We start from the raw sequence: 18,178 nt of genomic DNA on the forward strand, positions 1-18,178 counted from the left end.
ACAAGTCAGAGGCCGTCGCGTCCGAAGGATGCGGCGGTTTTTTTGCGCCCGTCGTCAGCCGGATAGGGCGTGCGCAGGAGGATCAACAGGCCAACGACCAGAAACGCGATGAGGGCCATCATGCCGATGCGGGCCGAACCGGTGGCAAGCGTGATCGTCGCGACCGAGGCAGGGGCAAGGAACGACGTGGCGCGGCCGGAAAGCGCATAGAGACCGAAGTAGCGCCCGGCCTCGTCCAGGCTGACGCTGCGGGCAAGATATGAACGCGACGAGGCCTGAACCGGGCCGAAGGCTATGCCAACCAAGAGGCCATAGAGGATGTAGGCCTTCTCAGCCGCCGTGCCGAACAGGCCCCCGGTATCCTCCGTCGACAGCGGCATGAGACCGAACAGGGTGAAGCCCGGGCCGGTCGAGACGATGCCGATCGTTGCCAATGTCAGGCAGATCAGGCTGGCAGTGACGATGACCTTGGAGCCGAGCCGCGTATCAAGCCTGCTTGCATAGAGGCAGCCGCCGATGGCGACGACGTTCAAGATGATGCCGTAGATGCCGAGTTCCAGCGTCCGCCAGCCAAACATTGCGGCGGCGAAGGTGCCGCCAAGCGCCAGAAGGCCGTTGACGCCATCCTGGAAGATCATGCGCGCGATGAGGAAGCGCAGAATGCCCGTTCTTTCCTTGAGTTCGCCGAGCGTGCCCTTCAATTCCCGAAGGCCGGTGACGGTTGCCTTGCCAAGCGACATGGTCGCCTTAGTCGCATCCGGGGTGAACAGGAACATCGGCAGGATGAAGACGAGGTACCAAAGCGCCGAGATCGGGCCGGTGATGCGCGCATCCTCTCCCTTGGCAGGATCGAGACCAAACAACGGATCGATGCCGGCTGCCGTCTTGCCGGTCTCGGGGCTGCCGGCAAGGAGTGCCACGACGGCGATCAGCACGATCATGCCGCCGAGATAGCCAAGCCCCCAGGCGATATTCGAGATGCGGCCGACGTCCTTCTCCGGAACGAGGCGCGGCATCATCGAATCGTTGAAGACGATCGAGAACTCGGCCGCGATGCTTGCGAGGATCATGAAGATCGCCGGGTAGAGGATGGGCGAGCCGGGTGCCGCGAACCAGAGCATGGCGAGTGATGCGATCTTGATGACCGCAAAGAAGGCGATCCAGGGTTTGCGCGGCCCCGTCGCATCGGCGATCGAGCCAAGTACCGGTGAAAGCACGGCGATAATGATGCCGGAAACCGTCAGCGTATAGCCCCACATCGCCTGGCCGACGGCGTGATCCTCCGTCAGGCGCGAGACGAAGTAGGGGCCGAAGATGAAGGTGGTGATGACCGTGAAGAAGGGTTGCGCCGCCCAGTCGAACAGCATCCAGCCAGCGATGCCCGCGCGCGACGCCCGCGGTTGTTCCTCAGTCCTCTCGGCCGAAATCTGCAAGGTCCCCTCCCGAAACGACTGCGCCGCGCGTCCTCTCGAACGCGCGGCGCAGCCTATCTTCAATCCCACCGATTCCAAAAGGTCCAGAGCAGGATGCGGACGAAAAAACTGCCCGCATCTGCGTTTGTCCCGTTCAGGCGGGCCGGTTCCATCCAACCCGCGCCGATCGGTACGGGATAAAATGCCTTACTTCGCCCTACCGCGTGCGAGGTCATTGAGGAGACCTGCAGCAACGGTGATCTTGGCGAGCGTCGTTTCGCCCTTCTCGGTCAGGAGCCGCAGCTGGCCGGTCGCCTGGGCGACTCGGACGCGTTCGCTCTCTTCCCAGGCGGCTACCGGATTGCGGTCCTTCTTCTGCTCGCGCAGCGCTGCCGCGGTGATATCCCGCCGCGCTGCGGCGATATCGGATACGGCCCGCGACAGAGCCATTGCCTCGAACTGCTCCGTTGCCGGAACACGATCGGACGCCGCAAGCAGGCGGTTGATCCGAAGCGTGTCGGTGACGGCGAAGTAGCCCTGGGCCGTGCGGCTCAGCGTTTCGCCGGTTTCAGCGGCAATCTGCATGATCTCGGGCACGAGCGTCATCAACGCCAGTTCCGAAATCTCCTCGGCGAGCTTGGCGGGTACCCCGCCCTCGACGAAGGCAGCCGTCTTCAACCGGGCCTCTTCGGCGCTCTCGCCGGAGACGGCGGTCCGCATGGTAGCGCGCAGCTTCTGCAGGCCGTCGCCGAGACGCGATACGGCTTCGGAGACCGAGCCGGTCGCCGCGTGGGTACGCAACGCCCGCTCGGTGACGAGTGTGAAGATGCGACCGACTTCCTGGTAGAGGATGTTCTGCAGGCCGCCGCCGATCTTGTTGTCGAGTGCGTCGATCTCGTCATAGATCCGCGGCAGGTCGAAGCCGTCGAGCGCCAGCACAGCGGCCTTGACGACGTCGGCCGAGAGGAAGCCGGTGGCATCCGTCAGCGTCGAGACGAAGGCCGGGCCACCGCGGTTGATGACTTCGTTGGCGAGGATCGTCGCGATGATTTCGCGGCGCAGGCGATGGCCGTGAATGTCGCCGGCATAGGTCTTGCGCATCTTGCCCGGGAAGTAGCGCTCCAGCGTTGCCGTGAAGTACGGATCGTCGGGCAGTTCGCTCGCAATCAGTTCATCGAAGAGAACGAGCTTGGAGTAGGAAAGCAACACGCCGATTTCCGCGCGGGTCAACGGCTTGCCTGCCTGGTAGCGCTCGGTCATCGCCTGGTCGGTCGGCAGCGTCTCGACCTTGCGGTTGAGATGGCCGTCGGCCTCGAGGCGCGTCATGAGCCGGCCAAGCGTCGTGCGGTTGCCGAGCCCTTGCATCGCGGTCAGCGAGATCGCCAGCGATTGCTCGTAGTTGTTGCGCAGCACCAGATGGCCCACTTCCTCGGTCATCGAGGCGAGCAGCGTATTGCGCTTCGGGCGGGTCAGGCGACCATCGCGCATGGCCGAAGCAAGCGCGATCTTGATGTTGACCTCGACGTCGGAGGAGTTGACGCCGGCCGAGTTGTCGATGGCGTCCGAGTTGCAGCGGCCGCCATTGAGGCCGAAGCCGATGCGGCCCTTCTGGGTAACGCCCAGGTTAGCGCCCTCGCCGATGACGCGGGCGCGGACCTCTTCGGCCGTCACACGGATGGCATCGTTGGCGCGGTCGCCGACTTCCGCATCCGTTTCGTTGCTGCCGCGGATGTAGGTGCCGATGCCGCCGAACCATAGCAGATCGACCTGGTTCTTCAGGATCGCATTCATTATCTCGAAGGGCGTTGCCTTCTGCTTGTCGAGGCCGATGGCGGCCATCGCCTGAGGCGTGAGCGTCACCGACTTTTCGGCACGCGAGATGATCATCGCGCCCTCGGACAGCGTCTTGCGGTCATAGTCCTGCCAGCTCGAACGCGGCAGAGCGAACATGCGCGTGCGCTCGGCGAACGAGGCATCGATATCCGGCGACGGATCGATGAAGATGTCGCGGTGGTCGAAGGCCGCGATCAGGCGGATCTTCTCCGAGAGCAGCATGCCGTTGCCGAAGACGTCACCGGACATGTCGCCGACGCCGGCAACGGTGAAGGGCGTCGTCTGGATGTCGATGTCCATCTCGCGGAAGTGCCGCTTGACGGTCTCCCAGGCGCCGCGGGCGGTGATGCCCATCTTCTTGTGGTCGTAGCCGGCGGAGCCGCCCGAGGCGAAGGCGTCGTCAAGCCAGAAGCCCGCTTCCTGCGCCAGGCCGTTGGCCGTGTCGGAGAAGGTCGCAGTGCCCTTGTCGGCGGCAACGACGAAATAGGGGTCGTCACCATCGCGGCGCAGCGTATCGGCGGGCGGCACGATATCCTGGCCGACGATGTTGTCAGTCACCGAAAGCAGAGTGCGGATGTAGGTCTTGTAGGCTTCGGTACCGGCCCTGAAGACCTCGTCACGGGTGCCGCCGACGGGGAGTTGCTTCGGATAGAAGCCGCCCTTGGCGCCAACCGGTACGATGACGGCGTTCTTGACCTGCTGCGCCTTGACGAGGCCAAGCACTTCCGTGCGGTAGTCCTGGGCGCGGTCCGACCAGCGCAGGCCGCCACGGGCGACCTTGCCGAAGCGCAGGTGCACGCCCTCGACCTCGGTGCCGTAGACGAAGATTTCGCGGAACGGACGCGGTTCCGGCAGGCCGTCGAGCTGCTTCGGGTCAAGCTTGAAGGCGAGAACCGCGCGCGGCTTGCCGTCGGCGCCATGCTGGAAGTAGTTGGTCCGGAGCGTCGCTTCGATCGCGTTGACGTAGCGGCGCAGGATGCGATCCTCGTCGAGGCTCGGAACGGCAGACAGCGCGTCCTCGATCGCGGAAAGCAGGGCGCTGCACTTCTTTGCACGCGGCTTTTCCTCGAGCTTCGGATCCATCCGGGTCACGAACAGCTTGAAGATATCGGCTGCGATCGCCGGATACTTGTTCAGCGTGTCGGCGATATAGCCCTGCGAATAGGTGATGCCGGCCTGGCGCAGATAGCGGGAATAGGCGCGCAGCACCGTGACTTCGCGGGCATTGAGGCCCGCAAGCAGGATCAGCCGGTTGAAGTTGTCGTCCTCGATCGTGCCGTTCCAGGCGGCGAGGAAGGCTTCCTCCAGCGCCGCACCCGACTTTTCGAGATTGAGCGCAAGGCCGTCGCGATGGATCAGCTCCATGTCGTGCAGCACGACGCGGTGCTTGTCCTCGCCGTGCCTGCCGACATTGAGGTCGTAGGTCTGTTCGCTGATGACCCGGAAGCCGAGGTTTTCCAGCAGCGGCACGCGGCGCGACAGCGACACGGGCTCGCCGGCATGGAAGATCTTCAGCTCGGCCGTGTCAGGACGGTTGACCGGGCGGTTATAGTTGTAGAACGAGATCCGGATCGGATCTTCCGCCTTGCAGGCGGCAATGTCTGCAAGGTCGGCATAGGCTTCCGCCGGCGTGAAGAACGACTGGTAGGCGCCGTCGACATCAAGCTCGATGCCGTCCTTACGGGCGAGAAGGTCGAACCGATCGATCCAGCGCGTGACGATGCCGCGAACGGCCTCTTCAAGCTTGGCCTGCGGAATGCGCGGGGTCTTGCCGCTGGTGCGGCCTATGATGAAGTGGACGCGCGCCAGACCGCCTTCGGGGAAGGCCGGGTAATAGGCCGAAACGCGGCCGTCATAGGCGGTCTTCAGGTAGTCGCCGATCTTTTCGCGTACGTCGGAATCATATTGTTCGCGCGGCACGAAGACGATGACCGAGACAAAGCGGTCGAAATGGTCGATGCGCGGCAGGACGCGGATGCGCGGCCGGTCGCCCAACTCGTTGATCTGTTCGCAGAAGGCGGCGAGCAGACCGACATCGATCTGGAAGAGGTCGTCGCGCGGATAGGATTCGAGCGTGTTGTCCAGCATCTTGCCGGAGTGGCTCTGCGGGTCGTAGCCGAAATGGTCGACGATCTTCTCGATCTTGTGGCGCAGCAACGGGATTTCAGCCGCCTGGCGGGTATAGGCCGAGGAAGTGAACAGGCCGACAATGCGCAACTCGCCGGCGACATTGCCGTCGGCATCGAAGCGCTTGATGCCGATATAGTCCATATAGGCGCGGCGATGGACGACCGATTTCACGTTGGCCTTGGTGACGATCAGGAAATCGGGGCCGTCGAGGAAGGCGAGGATTTCCGGCGTGGTCAGTACTGCGTCCTTGCCCTGGCGCAGAACGCGCACGTCGGGGTTGGAGAGGATGCCGAGGCCCCTGCCCTTGCCGCGCTCGACCGTCGCCTTTCCGCCCTTGCCCGAGTAGGTATACTCGCGCATGCCGATAAAGGTGAAGTTGTTGTCGCGCAGCCAGCGAAGGAAGGCGAGCGCCTCATCACGGTCGCTTTTCTTGCGCGAGGCGTTGTAGGCCTCGAGTTCCTGCACGGCCTGGTCGAGCAGCGCCGTCATCGCCGGCCAGTCGTGTACCGTCTGGTGTACCTGCTCCAGCACGTCGCGGATGCGGTTGCTGAGCTGCTCGGCTTCGACGGGCGCCAGCTTCGTCAAGTGGATCTGGATGTGGCTGACGCGGTGCGCCGGATCGCTTGCCTCTTCCGGATCGAAGAGTTTTACCGGCTTGCCCGGTTCCTTGACCAGGATGGGATGGATCGCAAGGTGGATATCGCGGTGCGTGCTGGTGATTTCCCCCATGACCGAATCATAGAGGAACGGCATGTTGTGTTCGGTGATCGCGATGATCGAAACCTCGGTGCCACCCGGCGCGACGCCGGCGACGGTTTCGACCGAAACTTGCGGCTTGCCGCCATCCCAGCGGGCGAGTTCACGATGCGCATGGGCTGCAATCAGCGCCAGCATGTCCGCCGAATAAAGATCGAGGTCATCGTTGCTGGCCCCACCGAAGAGGCTCTCCGGCGCCAGCGCGTCGACGCCCAGTTTGATGGCGGCCGCCTTTGCTGCGTCGATGTGTCTGTCCCGCTTCGGATTGTATTTCACGCCCATGAAGTCTCTCCCACTCATGATAGGCCAAACCCTATCAGAACCATGGCTAATGGCGACCGCTATTTACGCCGATTTCGGCAAAATCGAGCCGAAAATTGGAGAATTTCACGTGAAAACAGCTTAAATCCATTTAAATCGAAGGCAATTTCGCGAAAATTGCTCGAAAATCGATGAAAAAGCACGAAAACGCCAGCGGCTTCCACCGGACCTATCTGCCATCGCCTGTTGACAGGGCGGTGACAGTCGGGTGATCAGAGTTTGTAGACCGAAGGATTGGACTCGTCGATGCCCGAAATGCCCTCCCTGCCCGGCGCCGTCATCGTCATCTCGAGCCATGTCGTGCGTGGCAAGGTCGGCAACCGGGCCGCGGTGTTCGCGTTGGAGACGCTGGGGCATCCGGTCTGGGCACTGCCGACGGTCATTCTTCCCTGGCATCCCGGACACGGGCGCTCGACCCGCGTCACCATTTCAGACGCGGATTTCCAGTCGATGATCGACGATCTCATTGCCGCGCCCTGGGTCGGGGAGGTGCGCGCCGTGCTTTCGGGCTATCTCGGATCGCCCGGTCAGGCCGAAGGCGTTGTGCGGTTGGTGACGACTCTCAGGGAACGTAATCCCAAGCTGATCTACGCCTGCGATCCCGTCATTGGCGACGCCGGCGGGCTCTATGTTCCGGAGGCGACCGCGACGGCCATCCGCGACCAGCTGCTGCCGCTCGCCAACCTGGCGACGCCGAACCGCTTCGAGCTCGCCTGGCTCGCCGGCGCGACGCTGGAGACCAATACGGCGATCCTCGATGCCGCCCTCGGCCTCGGTCCGGCCCGCGTGCTGGTGACCTCAGCGGTGCCGATGATGAGCGGCGGTACCGGCAATCTCTTCCTTTCGGGCAATCACGCGCTGCTCGCCGAACATCGGCTCGTCGAGAACCCGCCGAATGGCACCGGAGACTTGCTGACTGCCCTGTTTCTCGCGCGGCTTCTCGAAGGACTATCGGAAGAGCGCGCATTGCAGATGGCGACCGCAAGCGTGTTCGAGATCATCGCGCGGAGCGTCAAACGCGGTGCCGACGAGTTGACGATCGAGCAGGACGCTTCGAGCCTTTCGACGCCGATGGCGATGGTGCAGATGCGCCGCCTGGTGCATCCGAATCAGATGCGGCGCAAATAGAAGAAACTGTTCATGGGCAGCAGCCCTTGTCGCATCGTGGATTGAACTTTAGGTCATGATGATATTCATGGCGGGGCGTGATGCGGGCGGAAGTCCGCTCATCCCGCTCGAAGCAGCAGCGGAGTAATCGATGGACAAGCAGCAACAGCGTTTTCCGGACCACCTTCTGAACGGCTACCACAACTTCATGAATGGCCGCTTCAGCGAACAGCAGAAGCGCTACAAGGTGCTGGCGGAAACCGGCCAGAAGCCGAGGACGATGGTTGTTGCCTGTTGCGATTCGCGGGCGGCGCCGGAAACGATCTTCGACAGCGGGCCGGGTGAACTCTTCGTCGTGCGCAACGTCGCCAATCTCATGCCGCCCTATGAGCCGGACGGCCATTACCATTCGACGTCGGCCGCGCTTGAGTTCGCCGTGCAGTCGCTCCGCGTCAGCGACATCGTCGTGATGGGGCATGGCCGCTGCGGCGGTATCAAGGCGGTGCTCGATCCTGATGCCGAGCCCTTGTCGCCGGGCGATTTCATCGGTCGCTGGATGAACCTCCTGAAGCCGGCCGCCGAGCAGATCCAAAGCAACGACGTCATGACCCAGGCGGAGCGGCAGCGTGCGCTCGAGCGGGTCTCGATCCGCAACTCGCTTGCCAACCTGCGCACCTTCCCTTGTGTTCAGATCCTCGAAGCCAAGGGCAAGCTGCATCTGCACGGCGCCTGGTTCGACATCTCGACCGGCGAGCTTTGGATCATGGATCCCGCGACCGGCGACTTCTCCCGCCCGGGCATGTAACCAGCAAAAAAGCCCGAATCGACGATCCGGGCTTTGCAATCTTCCGAAAGGCATCGTGCATCCGGAGAGATGCGCGAATTGGGTTCGATCAGAGGCCGTCGATCTCGGCGCCGATGATGGCGATTGCCTGCTGGTAGACGGTTGCCGCGTTCCAGCCCTGGATCGCGCCGAAATTCGCCTGGCCTTGTTGATAGCCGGCACCCGGCTGCCAGCCGTGACCGCGCAGGAAGTTGGCGGTCGAGGCCAGCGCGTCGGCCTTGGAGCGAACCATGTCGATGTGGCCGTTGCCGTCGCCATCGACGCCGTATTTCAGGACGTTGGCCGGCAGGAACTGGGTCTGCCCGATCTCGCCGTGGGCCGCACCGCGCGCATCGGGGCTCAGGTCACCGCGCTGTACAAGCTGCAGGGCGGCATAGAGCTGGTCGGTGAAATAGTCCGAGCGGCGGCAGTCATAGGCGAGCGTCGAAACCGCCGAGAGCGTATGCTCTTTGCCCATGAAGCCGCCAAAGCCTGTTTCCATGCCCCAGATAGCGATCAGCGGGCCGGCGGGCACGCCGAAGCGGCGTTCAATGCTGGTGAAGAGCGCCGCATTCTGCTGCTTCATCTTCTTGCCGCGGGAAATGATCGTCTGACCGCCGCGCTTCTGCATGAACTGGTCGAGCGACAGCTTGAAGCTCTTCTGGCCGCGGTCGGCGCGGATCGTCGCCTTGTTGTAGGAGACGCTGGAAAGGGCGCGGTCGAGCACCGCAGGGCTGATGCCGCTGCCTGAGGCTTCCTGCTTGAAATTCTGCACCCAGGCAGCAAATCCGCTTCCGTCGTTGCCGCATTGGGCGGCGGAGGCCACCGCCGGAAAAACTACAGTCGAAACCAGGGCAGCAAGCCCCACCGCTACGCACTTTGCCCTGTGCATGAAATACCCCGTCATAGCCCGAATCTCATTGCTTTCAAAAATGCCAGCCTTGGCCGGCCATGTCACCTGCCGGAAGCGGCGGTAACTTTTTCGTGGTTTCACGTGAAGCCGGGGCGAAACGACCCGCGATTGTGAAACAGGAAACCCGCCAAGCCCGGATGGGCTCGGCGGGAACGAATTGCTCAATTGCCGTTTCAGGCGGCCTGCTTACGCGGCTTGATGAGACCGCGGTTGACCAGGAGCTCGGCAATCTGGATCGCGTTGAGTGCCGCACCCTTGCGCAGGTTGTCGGAAACGACCCAGATGTTGAGACCGTTTTCGACGGTTGCGTCCTCGCGGATGCGCGAGATGTAGGTCGCATCTTCGCCGGCGCATTCGTAAGGCGTGACGTAGCCACCGTTTTCGTGCTTGTCGACGACCAGGCAACCCGGTGCTTCGCGCAGGATGTCGCGGGCCTCGTCTGCGGTGATCTCGTTCTCGAACTCGATGTTGACCGATTCCGAATGGCCGATGAAGACGGGAACGCGCACAGCCGTGCAGGTCACCTTGATCTTCGGATCGAGCATCTTCTTGGTTTCGGCCAGGACCTTCCACTCTTCCTTCGTGTAGCCGTCTTCCATGAACACGTCGATGTGCGGGATGACGTTGAAGGCGATGCGCTTGGTGAACTTCTTCGATTCGATCGGATCAGCGACGAAGACGGCGCGGGTCTGGTTGAAGAGTTCGTCCATGCCGTCCTTGCCGGCGCCGGAAACCGACTGGTAGGTCGAGACGACGACGCGCTTGATCTTGGCATGGTCGTGCAGCGGCTTCAGCGCCACGACGAGCTGGGCCGTCGAGCAATTCGGGTTGGCGATGATGTTCTTCTTGGTGAAGAGCGAGATCGCGTCCGGGTTCACTTCCGGCACGATCAGCGGCACTTCGGCGTCGTAGCGCCAGGCCGAAGAGTTGTCGATGACGACGCAGCCCTGCTGGCCGATCTTCGGCGAATACTTGAGAGAAACAGCGCCGCCGGCCGACATCAGGCAGATATCGGTATCGGAAAAATCGTAGTTTTCGAGGTTCCTGACCTTGAGGGTCTTGTCGCCAAAGGAAACTTCCGTGCCCTGGGAGCGGGCGGAAGCAAGCGCGACCACTTCATCCGCGGGAAAGCCGCGTTCGGAAAGGATGTTCAGCATCTCCCGGCCGACATTGCCGGTGGCGCCTGCGACTGCAATCTTGAAACCCATGATCTAAGCTCTCTTTCTGTCTCTCCTCGTCGGGTGGAGGGGGAACCGCGCGCGTTGCCACGAAGGTTCCGGTCCCCGGCCTTACCGGGGAGAGAGCGGAGGGCCAGAGACGTCAGACGGTTTTCGTCGTCGTTTTGGCCGTTGTTTTGCAAGCGAACGAAAAATCGACATCCTGCCCCGCGGCAAGGGCCGGCAGGATCAAAGCAGCGATGGCTGGACCGATCGGTCGCATGGTGGTGATTTCCTCGTTCGTCGCTGCTCTTACGCGGTTTTGGGGAAGAGTCAAGACGCCGCTGCATCGTGGTGGCTTCCCCGGCGTGGTCCGCGGTCGATCGCCGCATTAGACGAAAGTCATAAGCCGAAAGCATCTCTGCCTGCGCCGCAGGTTTTCTGACATCCTCTTCAACAGGCGCACCACGTCCGGCGGTTCTAGGGAGGAATGCCGGACCAGCCAATGGGCGCTCCAACAAGCTGTTTTGGAGTGGAGGATAAACGAAATGGCAAATGTCGCGACAGTGGACGACGCAAAAACGCGTCCAATGACCGGCGAGGAGAAGAAGGTCATCTTCGCCTCGTCGCTTGGTACCGTGTTCGAATGGTACGATTTCTATCTTTACGGCTCGCTTGCCGTCTATATCGGCGCGACCTTCTTCAGTTCCTATCCGGAAACGACGCGTAACATTTTCGCGCTTCTGGCCTTTGCCGCGGGCTTCCTCGTTCGCCCGTTCGGCGCCCTGGTCTTCGGTCGCCTCGGTGACCTCGTCGGCCGCAAGTACACCTTCCTCGTGACGATCCTGATCATGGGTCTGTCGACCTTCCTGGTCGGCATCCTGCCCGGCGCTGCCTCGATCGGCATTGCCGCACCGATCCTGCTGATCGCGCTGCGCATGCTGCAGGGCCTGGCGCTCGGCGGTGAATATGGCGGTGCCGCCACTTATGTGGCCGAGCATGCGCCGCACGGGCGCCGCGGTTACTTCACCTCCTGGATCCAGACGACAGCGACGCTCGGTCTGTTCCTGTCGTTGGTGGTGATCCTCCTCGTCCAGTTCCTGGTCGGCAAGGAAGCCTTTGCTGCCTGGGGTTGGCGCATTCCGTTCCTCGTCTCCGTCGTGCTTCTCGGCGTTTCCGTCTGGATCCGCCTGAAGATGAACGAATCGCCGGCCTTCAAGAAGATGAAGGAAGAGGGCAAGGGCTCCAAGGCACCGTTGTCGGAAGCTTTCGGTCAGTGGAAGAATGCCAAGATCGCGCTTCTGGCACTGTTTGGTGCCGTCGTCGGCCAGGCCGTCGTCTGGTACTCCGGTCAGTTCTACGCGCTGTTCTTCCTGACGGGCGTGCTCAAGGTGGACGGCCAGTCGGCAAATATCATGGTCGCCGCTTCGCTCTTGATCGGTACGGGCTTCTTCGTGCTCTTCGGCTGGCTCTCCGACAAGATCGGCCGCAAGCCGATCATCATGGCCGGCCTGCTGCTTGCCATGCTCACCTACTTCCCGCTGTTCAAGGCGCTGACCTGGGCTGGTAACCCGGCACTCGCTCAAGCCCAGGCAACCGTCCGCGCGACGGTGACCGCGGCCCCCGGCGATTGCAAATTCCAGTTCAACCCGACGGGCACGGCGAAGTTCACCACCTCGTGCGACATCGCAACCGCATTCCTCACCAAGAACTCGGTGCCCTACGACGTGGTAACGACGGCCGCCGCGGGTACGGCCGCAACGGTCAAGGTCGGCGAAACCACGATCAACAGCTACGACGCGGTCGCCGCAGGCGATGGCGCCAAGGCTGCCAATGCCGCCTTCGAAAAGCAAACCAACACGGCGCTTCACAATGCCGGCTACCCGCTGGTTCGTGGTGCGGCAAAGGTTCCGGAATCCAAGCTTGACGGCTTTGTCGCCGCCAACCCGGAACTGGCGCTTGATCCGGCTGCCGTTCGCGGCGGCGAGAAGACCATGGTTCCGGCCGACAAGCTCGTCGCCGACAAGCTGTTGACGAAGGATGAAGTCGGCACTGCCACCGAAATGGCCGTCTACACGATCGCGGGCGGCGGCACCTACGCGATGGTGGCGGATCCCGCCAATGTCAACTGGACGACGATCATCGCCGTTCTGACCGTGCTCGTCATCTACGTGACCATGGTCTACGGCCCGATCGCTGCGCTGCTGGTCGAACTCTTCCCGACCCGCATCCGCTACACCGGCATGTCGCTGCCCTACCACATCGGCAACGGCTGGTTCGGTGGCCTGCTTCCGGCAACGGCCTTCGCGATGAGTGCTGCCCAGGGCGATATCTACTACGGCCTCTGGTACCCGATCGTCTTCGCAGGCATCACGCTGGTCATTGGCCTCCTGTTCCTGCCGGAAACGAAGGACCGCGACATTCACGCGATGGACTAAGTCTGCAGTCACGCGCTCCCGNAACCATTTCCCGGGAGCGCGCCAAATCTTCCCCGAGCTACTATGGCTCTCCTGACTCCGGCGCGGCCTTCCGCGCCGGCTTTTTTATGGGCGCGGATCGCTGCGCCCCACGAGCGGCCATCCACCCTCGCTCAGATGAAACAGCCGGTTCTGCCGTGCGAAGAGAAACGCCACCATCACGGATGTCCAGAGACCGAGCAGCAGCCCGGCTGCGACGTCGCTTGGGTAGTGTGCGCCGACGATGACGCGGGAAACGCCGATCGTCAGCGCCAGGATCAGAAAGAGTGGCCTCAGCTTCGGCATCAGCATGGCGAAGACACCGAAGAAGGCGCCGGCCGCGGTCGAATGGCCGGAGGGGAAACTTTCGTACAGACCGCTGTTGGCAAACGGCGTCAGGCTGTAGGCGCCGAGCTCGGTGAAGAGTTCCGGCCGGGCCCGGCCGACGATAATTTTCAGTGTGTGGACCAGCGCGCTGGCTGTGCCGATCGTCAGGAGGAAATAGGCTGCAAGATCGCGGGCGGCACTTGCCCTGCGCTGAAGCGGCCCCTGGTTTGCCGCGCGGTGCAGGATGAACGTCGCTGCCAGGACCCCAGCTGAAAGGTAGATCATCCAGGCGAACGTCCCAAAGTCCGTGATCATCCGATTGAAATCGACGATGCTTTCCGGCAGCGCCTGCGCGCTTTGCGACAGATACGGATCCAATGGAATGAGTGCGAGCACGAGGACGAGGGTAGTCAGTGCAATCCATCCGGTGGTCGCAAGTGGTCCGTTCATGAATCTCCGTCCTGCCGCCGCGTCGCATGTCTGCGCAGCGTTCGTTCTTCTCATGGCGTCTAGTTCCCCGATGTGTCGGTTCTTTTGGCAAATTCAAGGCCATGAAACGCAAAACACCTCCGGATGCGCTCCGGAGGTGTCTGTTTTCGCTATGCCTGAAGGCGTCAGATCACGCCGACTGGAATCGTTGGTGGCTCAGGCCGACAGCGCCTTGAACGCGGCGAGGATGGCATCGCCCATTTCCGTCGTGCCGACCTTCTTCGCGCCCTCGGCCATGATGTCGCCGGTGCGGATGCCCTGGTCGAGCACGGCGGCGATCGCCTTCTCCAGATTGTCGGCTTCCGTCACCAGGTTGAAGGAATAGCGCAGGCACATGGCAAAGGAGGCGATCATCGCGATCGGGTTGGCAATGCCCTTGCCGGCAATGTCAGGCGCCGAGCCGTGCACCGGCTCGTAGAGCGCCTTGCGCTTGCCGGTCACCGCATCCGGGGCGCCGAGCGAGGCCGACGGCAGCATGCCGAGCGAACCGGTCAGCATCGCCGCGACGTCCGACAGCATGTCGCCGAACAGGTTGTCGGTGACGATGACGTCGAACTGCTTGGGCTGGCGCACCAGCTGCATGCCGCCGGCATCGGCCAGCATGTGCTCGAGCTGGACGTCGGAGTATTTTGCCTTGTGCGTCTCGGTCACCACCTGGTTCCAGAGCACGCCCGACTTCATGACGTTGCGCTTTTCCATCGAGCAGACGCGGTTCTGCCTCGTGCGGGCAAGCTCGAACGCGACGCCGGCGATGCGCTCGATCTCGTAGGTGTCGTAGACCTGGGTGTCGATGCCACGCTTCTGGCCGTTGCCGAGATCGATGATTTCCTTCGGCTCGCCGAAATAGACGCCGCCGGTCAGTTCGCGCACGATCAGGATGTCGAGGCCTTCGACGAGTTCGGGTTTCAGCGACGAGGCGGCAGCCAGCGCCGGGTAGCAGATCGCCGGACGCAGGTTGGCGAACAGTTCGAGATCCTTGCGCAGGCGCAGCAGACCGGCTTCCGGACGCACTTCATAGGGCACCGCATCCCACTTCGGACCGCCGACGGCGCCAAACAGCACCGCATCGGCGGCCAGCGCCTTCTTCATGTCCGCTTCCGAGATCGCCTGGCCATGGGCATCATAGGCCGAACCGCCGACCAGGCCCTCGTCGGTCACGAAGCCGGCTGAAAGCTCGGCATTCATGTAGGCGATGATTTTGCGGACTTCCGCCATGGCTTCCGGGCCGATGCCGTCGCCGGGCAGAAGGAAGAGGTTGCGCACAGTCATGGATAGTCCTTCTCGCGGGGGAAAACTCGGCCGCGTTCTAGCGCAACTTCGTGTCGAGGGAAATCGCCGCGACGAAAGATTTGTGCGCGGCTGCGAGCGGCACGTTCCCGGCGGAACAGCTGCTCTACCGAGGAAGTGGGATGCTCTTTTCGAGGCCGCGCATCTTGCCCGGCCATCGATTCTCCGAGGAGAAAAACATGCGCAAGTTCGTCTATGCAGTCGCCACACATATCCGCGCCACGGCCAAGAATCTAACCTTTGCTGGCAAGCGGTCACCTGCGTCGTCATATAGCTGGCTTAGCTTTCCTCTTGACTGAATCGGTGCCTCCGGATCGAATGCGGGCAACACAACCGGGAACCCGCCATGTCCGAGACGCTGCTGATCGGAGCCTTTCTCGCCGCCCTTTCCTATGTCCTCATTCCCGGACCGGCGTTTCTGGCGTTGCTCGGCATCGGCGCCGGCCAGGGGCGCAAGGCAGGCGCCTTGTTCATGGGCGGGCACCTGGCGGGTGACGTTCTCTGGTCGACCCTGGCGCTGGTTGCCATCGTTGGCGCGCGCTCGGTCGGCACCACGATCTTCGATATTCTCGGGCTGTTTTGCGGCGCCTATCTCGGCTGGATCGGCTGGACGGCACTCCGTGCGAGGCCGGCGGGCGAGAACCGGGCACTCCTGACCGTCGAGCGTCCGCTGCGGCGCGGCCTGATCTTTGGGCTCACCAATCCCAAGGGATATCCGGTGGCGCTCGCAACCTTCACGGCGCTGCTTGCCAGCTCGGCGAACGCGCTTGAGTTCAATACGCTTCCGGCGCTGCTTGGCGTCTCGCTCATCGGCTTTCTCGTTGCCGACCTGATCCTGATCGTCATCATCGGCACCTCTGTGGTGCGGCGTTTCTACCGACGCCACGAACTGGCAATCGTCAGGCTCTCCGGTCTCCTGTTCATGGGCTTTGCCGTCCAGGCGATCTGGCACGCCGCGCCGGGGCTTCTCGGCCTGCGCAAGCCTTGACGGTATCCCTGCCGGCAACCACCTTCATTTTCGCCGCTTCCTCATGTCAGAGGTCGCCGGCCCCCCTCCCCGGACCTAAGCCGGACCGCATGCGAAAGGATTTCTGATGACCACCAGCACCCCGCTCAATCCCGCGCTCACGTCATGGACAGGCCACGAGGGCCTGCCGCGTTTCGATCTGGTAAAGGACGAGGATTTCGCGCCGGCGTTCGAAGCGGCCTTCCGGGAGCACGAAGCGGAGATTGACGCGATTGCCGATAATTCCGCCGGTCCGACCTTCGGAAATACTATCGTTGCTCTCGAAATCGCCGGCGATGCACTTTCGCGCGTGTCCTCCATCTTCTGGAATAAGGCCGGGGCCGACACGAACGAAACGGTTCAGGCGCTGGAGCGCGATATCGCCCCGAAGATGTCGCGGCACTATTCCAAGATCGGCATGAATGCCGCGCTGTTCAAGCGCATCGACACGCTGTGGGAAGGCCGCCAGTCCCTGGGGCTTGATCTTGAAGCGACCCGTGTGCTCGAGCGGCACTGGAAGGGTTTCGTCAAATCCGGCGCCAAGCTCGCAAAACCCGAGCAGGAGCGGCTGGCCGCGATCAACGAAAAGCTCGCCGGCATCGGCGCGAAGTTCGGGCAGAACGTGCTTGCCGACGAGAAGAACTGGGTTCTGTTCCTCGAAAGCGAGGAACAGCTCGCCGGTGTGCCGGACTTCCTTCGCGACGCCATGGCGGCAGTGGCCGAGGACCGTGGCCAGAAGGGAAAATACGCGGTTACCCTGTCGCGCTCGATCATCGAACCGTTCCTGACCTTCTCGGAAAATCGCGAGCTCCGTGAACAGGCCTTCCGCGCCTGGGTCGCGCGAGGCGAAAACGGCGGCGACACCGACAATCGCGGGCTGATCGCCGAGATGCTGGCGCTGCGCGCGGAAAAGGCGAAGCTGCTCGGCTATGAAAACTTCGCGTCGCTGAAGCTCGACGACACCATGGCGAAGACGCCGGCCGCAGTGAACGGTCTCCTGATGCAGGTCTGGGAAAAGGCCGTTGCCCGCGCCCACGAGGAAGAGGCGGAGCTTGCCCGGCTCGTTGCCGGCGAGGGTCGCAATCACGACGTCATGCCCTGGGACTGGCGCCATTATGCCGAAAAGCTCCGGGCCGAGAAGTTCAATTTCTCCGAAGGCGAGCTCAAGCCTTACCTGCAGCTCGAAAAGATCATCGAAGCTTGCTTCGACGTTGCCAAGCGCCTGTTCGGCATCACCGCGACGGAGAAGAAAGGCATCGCCGCCTATCATCCTGACGTGCGGGTCTTCGAGATCAAGGACGCGTCCGGCAAGCTGGTGGCCCTCTTCCTCGGCGATTATTTCGCCCGGTCGTCGAAGCGTTCCGGCGCCTGGATGAGCTCGTTCCAGTCGCAGCACAAGCTGAAACTGAAGAACGGCGCCGAAGGCGAACTGCCGATCATTTATAACGTCTGCAATTTTGCCAAACCCGCCGAGGGCAAGCCGGCACTGCTGTCGCTCGACGATGCCCGCACGCTCTTCCACGAGTTTGGCCATGCCTTGCATGGCATGCTATCCAACGTCACCTATCCGTCCGTTTCGGGTACCGGTGTGTCGCGCGATTTCGTAGAGCTGCCGTCGCAGCTCTACGAACATTGGCTGACGGTGCCGGAGATCCTCAAGCGCTACGCAGTGCATTACCAGACCGGCGAGCCGATGCCGCAGGCGCTGCTTGACAAGGTGCTCGCCGCCCGGACGTTTAACTCCGGCTTCGCCACCGTCGAGTTCACTTCTTCTGCTCTGGTCGACATGGCCTACCACACGGCCGAGGAGACGGCGGAGCCGATGGCGCTCGAAGCAAAGAAGCTCGATGAGATCGGCATGCCGAAATCCATCGTCATGCGCCACCGCAGCCCACATTTCCTGCACGTCTTCTCGGGCGACGGCTATTCGGCAGGCTACTATTCCTACATGTGGTCGGAAGTGCTCGACGCCGACGCCTTCGCGGCCTTCGAGGAAACCGGCAATGCCTTCGATCCGGCGATGGCCGCCCGCCTCAAGGACAATATCTATTCGGTCGGCGGCTCGATCGATCCGGAGGATGCTTACAAGGCGTTCCGCGGCAAGCTGCCGAGCCCGGATGCGATGCTGGCAAAGAAGGGCCTGGCGACCTGAGGTGTCCTG

Annotated in this window: 11 protein-coding genes; 5 read left to right on the forward strand and 6 right to left on the reverse strand. The window is 62.6% G+C overall.

The annotated features are described in order from the left end of the window. Positions 1 to 5: 5 nt before the first annotated feature. The gene (locus tag ACTJKE_RS02670; RefSeq protein WP_112995099.1) at positions 6 to 1,433 is read right to left on the reverse strand and encodes an MFS transporter; all 1,428 of its coding nucleotides are present in this window, start codon (positions 1,431 to 1,433) and stop codon (positions 6 to 8) included. 186 nt (positions 1,434 to 1,619) lie between these two features. After that, positions 1,620 to 6,413 (reverse strand): NAD-glutamate dehydrogenase, encoded by a 4,794-nt coding sequence (locus ACTJKE_RS02675; protein ID WP_112995100.1) that lies wholly within the window; start codon positions 6,411 to 6,413, stop codon positions 1,620 to 1,622. A gap of 285 nt (positions 6,414 to 6,698) precedes the next feature. On the opposite strand from ACTJKE_RS02675, the gene pdxY reads away from it, so the two are divergent. Then, on the forward strand, positions 6,699 to 7,580 hold the full coding sequence (pdxY, locus tag ACTJKE_RS02680; protein WP_058321638.1) for a pyridoxal kinase PdxY: 882 nt from the start codon (positions 6,699 to 6,701) through the stop codon (positions 7,578 to 7,580). Between the two features lie 130 nt (positions 7,581 to 7,710). Further along, on the forward strand, positions 7,711 to 8,364 hold the full coding sequence (locus ACTJKE_RS02685; RefSeq protein ID WP_058327505.1) for a carbonic anhydrase: 654 nt from the start codon (positions 7,711 to 7,713) through the stop codon (positions 8,362 to 8,364). An 88-nt stretch (positions 8,365 to 8,452) separates the two neighbouring features. Here the strand turns inward: ACTJKE_RS02685 and ACTJKE_RS02690 are convergent, their stop codons facing one another. Both ACTJKE_RS02690 and ACTJKE_RS02695 read right to left on the reverse strand, forming a co-directional pair. Continuing rightward, positions 8,453 to 9,274, reverse strand: a complete 822-nt coding sequence (locus ACTJKE_RS02690; protein ID WP_093233510.1) for a lytic murein transglycosylase — start codon at positions 9,272 to 9,274, stop codon at positions 8,453 to 8,455. 194 nt (positions 9,275 to 9,468) lie between these two features. After that, a complete protein-coding gene (locus tag ACTJKE_RS02695; RefSeq protein ID WP_057251996.1) occupies positions 9,469 to 10,503 on the reverse strand; it encodes an aspartate-semialdehyde dehydrogenase in 1,035 nt (344 codons plus the stop codon). Positions 10,504 to 11,000: 497 nt separating this feature from the next. Here ACTJKE_RS02695 and ACTJKE_RS02700 point away from each other — a divergent pair, with 497 nt between their 5' ends. After that, positions 11,001 to 12,890 (forward strand): MFS transporter, encoded by a 1,890-nt coding sequence (locus ACTJKE_RS02700; RefSeq protein WP_057251995.1) that lies wholly within the window; start codon positions 11,001 to 11,003, stop codon positions 12,888 to 12,890. Between the two features lie 105 nt (positions 12,891 to 12,995). On the opposite strand, the gene ACTJKE_RS02705 is transcribed toward ACTJKE_RS02700, so the two are convergent. Both ACTJKE_RS02705 and leuB read right to left on the reverse strand, forming a co-directional pair. After that, positions 12,996 to 13,685 carry a phosphatase PAP2 family protein gene (locus tag ACTJKE_RS02705; RefSeq protein ID WP_113133127.1) on the reverse strand — a complete coding sequence of 230 codons (690 nt, stop codon included), beginning with the start codon at positions 13,683 to 13,685 and terminating at the stop codon, positions 12,996 to 12,998. 195 nt (positions 13,686 to 13,880) lie between these two features. Continuing rightward, positions 13,881 to 14,993: a 3-isopropylmalate dehydrogenase gene (leuB, locus tag ACTJKE_RS02710; protein WP_425985771.1), complete on the reverse strand. Its 1,113-nt coding sequence runs from the start codon at positions 14,991 to 14,993 to the stop codon at positions 13,881 to 13,883. A 364-nt stretch (positions 14,994 to 15,357) separates the two neighbouring features. On the opposite strand from leuB, the gene ACTJKE_RS02715 reads away from it, so the two are divergent. Both ACTJKE_RS02715 and ACTJKE_RS02720 read left to right on the forward strand, forming a co-directional pair. Next, positions 15,358 to 15,999: a LysE family translocator gene (locus ACTJKE_RS02715; protein WP_112995622.1), complete on the forward strand. Its 642-nt coding sequence runs from the start codon at positions 15,358 to 15,360 to the stop codon at positions 15,997 to 15,999. A gap of 106 nt (positions 16,000 to 16,105) precedes the next feature. Beyond that, entirely contained in the window at positions 16,106 to 18,169 is a 2,064-nt protein-coding gene (locus tag ACTJKE_RS02720) for a M3 family metallopeptidase (protein WP_440691145.1), read from the forward strand. Positions 18,170 to 18,178 lie beyond the last annotated feature (9 nt).

Origin of the sequence: Ensifer sp. 22521 (assembly GCF_052044795.1) — a bacterium.
GTDB lineage: Bacteria > Pseudomonadota > Alphaproteobacteria > Rhizobiales > Rhizobiaceae > Ensifer.